The organism is Streptomyces sp. NPDC048424 (genome assembly GCF_040651555.1).
Lineage (GTDB): Bacteria > Actinomycetota > Actinomycetes > Streptomycetales > Streptomycetaceae > Streptomyces.
In genome coordinates, this window is the sequence record NZ_JBEZKE010000072.1 from 1 (window position 1) to 6,985 (window position 6,985).

Below are 6,985 nucleotides of genomic sequence, written 5' to 3' on the forward strand. Positions count from 1 at the left end.
CCCCGGCGTCTTCCCCGCGGGGGACGGCCCCCACCCCCCCGGCCGCCCCCCCCCCCCCCCAAAACCCCGGGCCACCCCCCCCCCCGCCGGCGTTTGAGGCGCGGGGTCCGGGGCGGAGCCCCGGCAGCCGGGCCGCAGGGCTGCTACGGCAACGGGCGCCGCATCGCTCGGTGCGGGATGCCCGCGTCCTGGAACTCCGGCCCGTAGGCCACGTACCCGAGGCGCTCGTAGAAGCCGAGCGCATGCGTCTGCGCGCCCAGATCGACGGCCGTCAGCCCGCGCCGCGCCGCCTCGGCCTCGATCGCCCGGACCAGGGCCACGCCCACGCCCAGCCCGCGCGCGACCTTGCGTACGGCCAGCCGGCCCAGCGCGCCGACCGCCGGGTCGCCCGTCTTGGCCCGCGCGGCAGCGCCGTGGAGCAGCCGGCCGGTGCCCAGCGGCTCCCCGTCGGGCCCCACGGCCAGTACGTGCACCGCGCCCGCGTCGTACGCGTCGTACTCGATCGACTCCGGCACGGACTGCTCGACCACGAACACCTCGGTCCGCACGGCGAAGCACGCCGCCATGTCGGCCTCGGAGTCCGCGACCCGCACCTCGAAGCCGACGGCGGTCACTCGCTCTCCGCCCGGATCACGTCCAGCGCGTGCTGCAGGTCCGCCGGGTAGCCGCTCTCGAACTCCACCCACTGGCCGTCGGACGGGTGCTCGAAGCCGAGCCGCACCGCGTGCAGCCACTGCCGGGTCAGGCCCAGCCGCTTCGCGACCGTCGGGTCCGCGCCGTAGGTCAGGTCGCCGACGCAGGGGTGCCGGTGCGCGGACATGTGCACGCGGATCTGGTGCGTACGGCCGGTCTCCAGCTTGATGTCGAGCAGGGAGGCGGCGCGGAAGGCCTCGATCAGGTCGTAGTGGGTGACGGAGGGCTTGCCCTCCTGGGTCACGGCCCACTTGTAGTCCGCGCTGGGGTGGCGGCCGATCGGCGCGTCGATCGTGCCGCTCATCGGGTCCGGGTGGCCCTGCACCAGCGCGTGGTAGCGCTTGTCCACGACCCGCTCGCGGAACTGGTTCTTGAGCGAGGTGTACGCGCGCTCCGACTTCGCGACGGCCATCAGGCCGGACGTGCCGACGTCGAGGCGGTGCACGATGCCCTGGCGCTCGGAGGCGCCGGAGGTGGAGATGCGGTAGCCGGCCGCGGCGAGCCCGCCGATGACGGTGGTGCCGGTCCAGCCGGGGCTCGGGTGGGCGGCGACGCCCACCGGCTTCATGATGACCACGATGTCGTCGTCGTCGTGGACGATCTCCATGCCGGGGACCGGCTCGGCGACGACCTCGACCGCCCGCGGCGGCTCGGGCATCTCGACTTCGAGCCAGGCGCCACCGTGCACACGCTCGGACTTCCCGACGACACTGCCGTCGACCGACACCTTCCCCGCGGCCGCGAGATCGGCCGCCTTCGTCCGGGAGAAACCGAACATACGGGCGATGGCGGCGTCGACGCGCTCGCCTTCGAGGCCTTCGGGAACGGGCAGGGTGCGGATCTCGGGAATCGTACTCACCTGTCGAGTATGCAGGACTCGACGGCGCACCCGTCCCGCGCTCAGTCCTTGTGGACGGTGCCGTCGGGGTCCAGGCCCTTGAAGGACAGCAGGACGATCAGGATGCCGCCGCACACGATCGCCGAGTCGGCGAGGTTGAAGACCGCGAAATGGGCCGGCGCGATGAAGTCGACGACCGCGCCCCGGAACACGCCCGGCGAGCGGAAGATCCGGTCGGTCAGATTGCCGAGCGCACCGCCCAGCAGCAGGCCCAGCGCGATCGCCCACGGCAGGCTGTAGAGCTTGCGCGCGAGCCGCACGATCACCACGATCACGGAGGCCGCGATGCAGGTGAAGATGATGGTGAAGGCCTCGCCGAAGCCGAAGGCGGCGCCCGGGTTGCGGACCGCCTCGAACTTCAGCAGGTCACCGATGATCTCGATCGGCGGCTGGTGCTCCAGCTTCGCCACGACCAGCATCTTGGTGCCGAGGTCCAGCAGGTAGGCGAGCACCGCCACGACGAGCAGCGCCGCGATCCGCCGGCGCCCCTTGGGCACGGCGGACTCCGGCTGGGCGTCGTCCCCGACCTCCGGCGTACCGATGATGCGCTCCGCCTCTGCCACGTGAGTCCCTCGAACTAGCTCGAACCAGGCTCCTCCTGGACCCTGACGAGACACGAGGGTACGTCAGGGCCCCCGCGCACCGCCTGCCCCACCTCCACCTGATTCCGCGCCCGGCGCCGCCCCCTAGTGCCGCCGCTCCTGCTTCTGCTTGCAGTCCACGCACAGGGTGGCCCGTGGGAAGGCCTGCATCCTGGCCTTGCCGATGGGCTGCCCGCAGTTCTCGCAGAGTCCGTACGTGCCCGCCTCCAGCCGTTCCAGGGCCCGCTCGGTCTGCTCCAGCATCGAGGTGGCGTTCGCCGCGAGCGCCAGCTCGGACTCCCGGGTGATGTTCTTGGTGCCGGTGTCGGCCTGGTCGTCACCCGCGCCGTCGCCCGAGTCCCGCATCAGGCCGCTGATCGCCACCTCGGAGGCGTCGAGCTCGGCGCGCAGCCGCAGCACCTCGCTCATCAGCTCGCTGCGGGCCTCGTCGACCTCCGCCTGGGTCCAGGGGTCCTCGCCGGGCCGTACGGCGAGCTCCCCGGGGGTGAGGGCCGCTGTGGCCCGCGCCTTGGGCAGCCCGCTGGTGGCGGCCGCAGCCGTCTTCCTCGCCGCTCCCGTGCTCTTCTTGGCAACCACTTTCCGGACTCCCGTCTTCTTCGCGGCGTGCGCCGCCCCCTCGGTCCCGGCCTGCTTGGCCGTGACCGTCCGCTCGTCGACGGCGGTCGTCTTGGTGACGGTGGTCGCCTTGGCTGCCGGCGCCTTCCCGGCCGGAGCCTTCTTCGCCGCGGTCTTCTTCGCCGGAGCCTTCGTGGCGGCGGCGGTCTTCCCGGCAGCGGTCGCCTTCTTGGCGGCGGTCACCTTCTTCGCGGGAGCCGTGCCCTCGGAGGCCTCCGCCTTCCCTGCTGCCTTCCCGACAGCCTTCTTGGCAGTACTCCCGGCGGTCTTCTTCGCCACCATGGCCGCGGCCCCTTCACATACTGTGATCATTGCTCGCGAATCGTGCCGGAACGATAAATCGACTCCAGCCCCGCGGCAACGGGGCACGCATCCATCGAGGTCAACCTGCATCCGTTGTGCCCAGCCGGAGCCCCGGTAATCCGCCACTCCCGCCCCACCCGCGTCCGTACGGGCGCCCCGGGTCCATTCGGGTCACGCACGGCCCGCCCCGCGCCCCCGGCCGCGCTCCGGCCGCGCCCCCGCCACGCCGTGCCGCCGCCCCCCGCACGGGCCCCCGTAAAGCGGTCGGCCGCGCGGGCCCCCGGCCCGTACACTGGGCCCAGCGAAAGGCATGGACGGGGACGAGTAGCACCGTACGCGGCCAGGAGCGACCCGGGGACGGTGAGAGCCCGGGGGCGAGCGCGATGCGAAGGATCACCCCTGAGCCGCCGGAAGAAAGCCCGCACGGATCCCCGTACGGCGAGTAGAACCGGCTTCGCACCCCAATGAGGGGGCCACCGGATCCGTCCGGCGGCCAAGGAGGGTGGTACCGCGGGAGCAGGCGTCCTGGATTCTCCAGAACGGCTCTCGTCCCTCCGGACGGAAGTGACACCCCGCCGGAGGAAGAGTTCAGCCTCATGACCACACCGCCGCAGTACCGCCCGGTACCCGCCCAGGTCGACCTGCCTGCCCTTGAGCACGCGGTCCTCGACTTCTGGCGCGAGAGCAAGACCTTCGCCAAGACCCTGGAGCAGTCCGAGGGCCGCCCCGAGTGGGTCTTCTACGAGGGCCCGCCGACCGCGAACGGCATGCCCGGCGCGCACCACATCGAGGCCCGCGTCTTCAAGGACGTCTTCCCCCGCTTCCGCACCATGCGCGGCTACCACGTGGCCCGCAAGGCCGGCTGGGACTGCCACGGCCTGCCCGTCGAGCTCGCCGTCGAGAAGGAGCTCGGCTTCAACGGCAAGCAGGACATCGAGGCGTACGGCATCGCCGAGTTCAACGCCAAGTGCCGCGAGTCCGTGACCCGCCACACCGACGCGTTCACCGAGCTCACGACCCGGATGGGCTACTGGGTCGACCTGGACGACGCCTACCGGACCATGGACCCCGAGTACGTCGAGTCCGTGTGGTGGTCGCTGAAGGAGATCTTCAACAAGGGTCTGCTCACCCAGGACCACCGCGTCGCCCCCTGGTGCCCCCGCTGCGGCACCGGCCTTTCCGACCACGAGCTGGCCCAGGGCTACGAGACGGTCGTCGACCCCTCCGTCTACGTCCGCTTCCCGCTGACCTCCGGCCCCCTCGCGGGCGAGGCGGCGCTGCTGGTCTGGACGACGACCCCCTGGACCCTGGTGTCCAACACGGCGGTCGCCGCGCACCCCGACGTCACGTACGTCGTCGCCACGAACGGCGAGGAGAAGCTGGTCGTCGCCCAGCCGCTGCTGGAGAAGTCCCTGGGCGAGGGCTGGGAGGCCACCGGCCAGACCTTCACGGGCAAGGAGATGGAGCGCTGGACGTACGAGCGCCCGTTCTCCCTCGTGGAGTTCCCGGCTCCGGCCCACTACGTCGTGAACGCCGAGTACGTCACGACCGAGGACGGCACCGGTCTGGTCCACCAGTCCCCCGCCTTCGGCGCCGACGACCTCGCGGTCTGCCGCGCGTACGGCCTGCCCGTCGTGAACCCGGTCCGCCCCGACGGCACCTTCGAGGAGGAGGTCCCGCTGGTCGGAGGCGTCTTCTTCAAGAAGGCCGACGAGAAGCTGACCGCCGACCTCGACGCGCGCGGCCTGCTCTTCAAGCACATCGCCTACGAGCACAGCTACCCGCACTGCTGGCGCTGCCACACGGCCCTGCTCTACTACGCGCAGCCGTCCTGGTACGTCCGCACCACCGCCGTCAAGGACGCGATGCTGCGGGAGAACGAGAAGACGAACTGGTTCCCGGACTCGGTCAAGCAGGGCCGCTTCGGCGACTGGCTGAACAACAACATCGACTGGGCGCTCTCCCGCAACCGCTACTGGGGCACCCCGCTGCCGATCTGGCGGTGTGAGGAGAACCACCTCACCTGCGTCGGCTCGCGCGCCGAGCTCTCCGAGCTCTCCGGCCAGGACCACTCGAACCTGGACCCGCACCGCCCGTACATCGACGACGTGACCTTCACCTGCACCGCCGAGGGCTGCTCCCTCGAAGCGGTCCGCGTGCCGGAGGTCATCGACGCCTGGTACGACTCGGGCTCGATGCCGTTCGCGCAGTGGGGCTACCCGTACAAGAACAAGGAGATCTTCGAGAAGCGCTACCCGGCGCAGTTCATCTCGGAGGCCATCGACCAGACCCGCGGCTGGTTCTACACGCTGATGGCGATCGGCACGCTCGTCTTCGACAAGTCCTCGTACGAGAACGTGGTCTGCCTGGGCCACATCCTCGCCGAGGACGGCCGCAAGATGTCCAAGCACCTGGGCAACATCCTCCAGCCGATCCCGCTCATGGACCAGCACGGCGCGGACGCGGTGCGCTGGTTCATGGCGGCCGGCGGCTCCCCGTGGGCGGCGCGTCGCGTCGGCCACGGCACGATCCAGGAGGTCGTCCGCAAGACCCTCCTCACGTACTGGAACACGGTCGCCTTCCAGGCCCTGTACGCCCGTACGTCGAACTGGGCGCCCTCCGCGGCCGACCCGGCCCCGGCGGACCGCACGGTCCTCGACCGCTGGCTGCTCTCCGAGCTCCACACCCTCGTCGCCGAGGTCACGGATGCGATGGAGGCGTACGACACCCAGCGCGCCGGCAAGCTGCTGTCCGCCTTCGTGGACGACCTGTCGAACTGGTACGTCCGCCGCTCGCGCCGCCGCTTCTGGCAGGGCGACAAGGCCGCGCTGCGGACCCTGCACGAGGTCGTCGAGACGGTCACGCGCCTGATGGCCCCGCTCACCCCCTTCATCACCGAGCGGGTCTGGCAGGACATGATCGTTCCGGTCACCCCGGACGCCCCGGAGTCGGTGCACCTGTCGACGTGGCCGGTCGCGGACGGCGCCCAGGTGGACCGGACCCTCTCGCAGCAGATGCAGCTGGTGCGGCGCCTGGTCGAGCTGGGCCGCGCGACGCGTGCCGAGTCGGGCGTGAAGACCCGCCAGCCGCTGTCGCGGGCGCTGGTCGGCGCGACCGGCTTCGACGCCCTGTCCCCCGAGCTCCAGGCCCAGATCACGGAGGAGCTGAACGTCTCCTCGCTGGCCTCCCTGTCGGAGGTCGGCGGCTCGCTGGTCGACACGACGGCGAAGGCGAACTTCCGGGCGCTGGGCAAGCGCTTCGGCAAGGGCGTGCAGGACGTCGCCAAGGCGGTGGCCGCGGCCGACGCGGCGGCGCTGTCGCTGGCGCTGCGCTCGGGCTCCGCGGTCGTCTCGGTGAACGGCGAGGAGGTGGCCCTCTCCCCGGAGGAGGTCATCATCACGGAGACCCCGCGCGAGGGCTGGTCGGTGGCGTCCGACTCGGGCGCGACGGTGGCCCTGGACCTGGAGATCACCCCGGAGCTGCGGCTGGCCGGCCTGGCGCGTGACGCGATCCGGCTGATCCAGGAGGCCCGGAAGAACTCGGGCCTGGACGTGGCGGACCGCATCGCCCTGCGGTGGGTCTCCGCGGACCCGGAGGTCGTGACGGCCCTGACGGACCACGCGGCCCTGATCGCGGACGAGGTACTGGCCACGGACTTCACGTCCGGCGAGGCCGACGGCGCGTACGGTGACCCGTTCACGGACGAGCCCCTGTCCCTGACGTTCCGCCTCCGCAAGGCGTAACCCTCGGCCCGAGCGGCCCGTGCCCCCGTCCCCGGGGGTGCTCGACGCGTCGGCCTCCGCCCATCCGACGATCTGCTGCTCGGCGGGCCGCCGCGGACTGGAGGTCGAGCTCGCCCCGTCGGACCTGGCCG

The 6,985-nt window shown here is 71.7% G+C and carries 5 protein-coding genes and 1 pseudogene; 2 read left to right on the plus strand and 4 right to left on the minus strand.

Annotated elements, in window-relative coordinates; translation table 11 throughout:
* Positions 1–143: 143 nt before the first annotated feature.
* The 4 genes from AB0D29_RS38480 to AB0D29_RS38495 all read right to left on the minus strand — a co-directional run bounded on the left by AB0D29_RS38480 (position 144) and on the right by AB0D29_RS38495 (position 3,120).
* A complete protein-coding gene (locus AB0D29_RS38480; protein WP_362860499.1) occupies positions 144–566 on the minus strand; it encodes a GNAT family N-acetyltransferase in 423 nt (140 codons plus the stop codon).
* Between the two features lie 44 nt (positions 567–610).
* On the minus strand, positions 611–1,552 hold the full coding sequence (locus AB0D29_RS38485; protein WP_362860496.1) for an RluA family pseudouridine synthase: 942 nt from the start codon (positions 1,550–1,552) through the stop codon (positions 611–613).
* A gap of 41 nt (positions 1,553–1,593) precedes the next feature.
* Positions 1,594–2,154, minus strand: a complete 561-nt coding sequence (lspA, locus tag AB0D29_RS38490) for a signal peptidase II (protein ID WP_030707323.1) — start codon at positions 2,152–2,154, stop codon at positions 1,594–1,596.
* Between the two features lie 123 nt (positions 2,155–2,277).
* Positions 2,278–3,120: a TraR/DksA C4-type zinc finger protein gene (locus AB0D29_RS38495; RefSeq protein WP_362860497.1), complete on the minus strand. Its 843-nt coding sequence runs from the start codon at positions 3,118–3,120 to the stop codon at positions 2,278–2,280.
* 587 nt (positions 3,121–3,707) lie between these two features.
* Between AB0D29_RS38495 and ileS the strand changes: the two genes are divergently transcribed.
* Positions 3,708–6,854, plus strand: a complete 3,147-nt coding sequence (gene ileS / locus AB0D29_RS38500) for an isoleucine--tRNA ligase (protein WP_362860498.1) — start codon at positions 3,708–3,710, stop codon at positions 6,852–6,854.
* Positions 6,855–6,885: 31 nt separating this feature from the next.
* Positions 6,886–6,985 (plus strand): annotated as a pseudogene (locus tag AB0D29_RS38505) (Cys-tRNA(Pro) deacylase); the annotation flags it as partial.